The following is a 1,274-nucleotide window of genomic DNA, read 5'->3' as shown; positions in this document are numbered from 1 at the left end:
CGCATCGATCAGGACCATGGCCGGCAGCTCGCCGCCAGACAGTACATAGTCGCCAATCGACCACTCTTCATCGACATGAGCCTCAATAAAGCGCTCGTCAATGCCTTCGTAGCGGCCGGCAATCAGGATCAATGCATCCGATTGTGCCAGCTCGCGTACCGCCGACTGAGTCAGTTGACGGCCTTGGGGGGACAGGTAAATCACCTTCGCCGCCTCCCCGGCTGCTGCCTTGGCCTGAGCCAGCGCATCTTCCAGGGGCTTGATCTTCATCACCATGCCCGGACCACCGCCAAACGGGCGATCGTCCACAGTGTGATGCCGATCCGTCGTGTAATCTCGCGGATTCCAACAGGTCAGCTGCAAGAGCCCCTGTTTGACCGCACGACTGGTGATGCCGTAATCGCCAATGGCGGAAAACATCTCGGGAAACAAACTGATCACTTCTACGCGCAAGTTAGCCACGTTTAGAAGTCCGCGTCCCAATCCACCTTCATCTCGCCCGCTTCCAGGTCGATGGCCAACACGCATTGCTCGGTATAGGGCAACAGGCGTTCGCGATCATCCAGGCTGCCAGCGCAAGGCTTGACGACCATTACATCATTGGCGCCGGTTTCCAGAAGATGATCGATTTTCCCGAGCAATTGCCCAAGGGTGTCGATGACCTTCAGACCTTCCAGCTGGTACCAGTAGTACTCACCTTCGGTCAATTCAGCGAACAGGCTGCGCGGCACGCAGATCTCATAACCGGCCAGAAGACGAGCTTCCTCACGATCATCGAGACCCTTGAGCTTGGCGACCAGGAACTTGTCGCTCCCGCGTCCACTGACCAGCTCGACCTGTTTGACATTGCCTTCGCGCTTGAGCGTCCAGGTTTTGTACTGCAACAGGTTTTCAGTCGGATCAGTAAAGGAATACACCTTCACTTCGCCGCGAACGCCATGAACAGAATAAATTTTGCCAATAACGATCAAATCATCGGCAGGAGCTGGCGTCGCGTTCATATTGCTCAGGCCGCAGCCTTGGCAGATTCCTTCAACAACTGAGCAACGCGCTCAGAAGGTTGTGCACCAACGCTCAGCCAGTAGGCAACGCGCTCTTGGTTCACGGACAGACGGATTTCCTGACCACGGGCAACAGGGTTGAAGAAACCAACCTGTTCTTTGTGGGAGCCGTCACGCGGGTTACGCGAGTCGGTTACGGTCAGGTGGTAAAACGGGCGCTTTTTGGAGCCGCCAATGGCAATACGGATTGTTAGCATGTGAACATCGTTCCTG

Annotated in this window: 3 protein-coding genes; all 3 read right to left on the bottom strand. The window is 56.0% G+C overall.

Features of this window, described 5'->3' with window-relative positions; all coding sequences use genetic code 11:
• Positions 1-462: tRNA (guanosine(37)-N1)-methyltransferase TrmD (trmD, locus tag ACIGDJ_RS28320; protein WP_397504726.1), on the bottom strand; the 462-nt coding region annotated here is incomplete at its 3' end.
• 2 nt (positions 463-464) lie between these two features.
• Positions 465-1,001: a ribosome maturation factor RimM gene (gene rimM / locus ACIGDJ_RS28315; RefSeq protein ID WP_397479965.1), complete on the bottom strand. Its 537-nt coding sequence runs from the start codon at positions 999-1,001 to the stop codon at positions 465-467.
• A 5-nt stretch (positions 1,002-1,006) separates the two neighbouring features.
• The gene (rpsP, locus tag ACIGDJ_RS28310; RefSeq protein WP_397504727.1) at positions 1,007-1,258 is read right to left on the bottom strand and encodes a 30S ribosomal protein S16; all 252 of its coding nucleotides are present in this window, start codon (positions 1,256-1,258) and stop codon (positions 1,007-1,009) included.
• Positions 1,259-1,274 lie beyond the last annotated feature (16 nt).

Source organism: Pseudomonas sp. NPDC079367 (assembly GCF_044542195.1).
In the GTDB taxonomy this organism is placed as follows: Bacteria; Pseudomonadota; Gammaproteobacteria; order Pseudomonadales; family Pseudomonadaceae; genus Aquipseudomonas.
The sequence above is the reverse complement of the archived record's forward strand: the minus strand, read 5'-3'. Positions and strand labels throughout refer to the sequence as shown.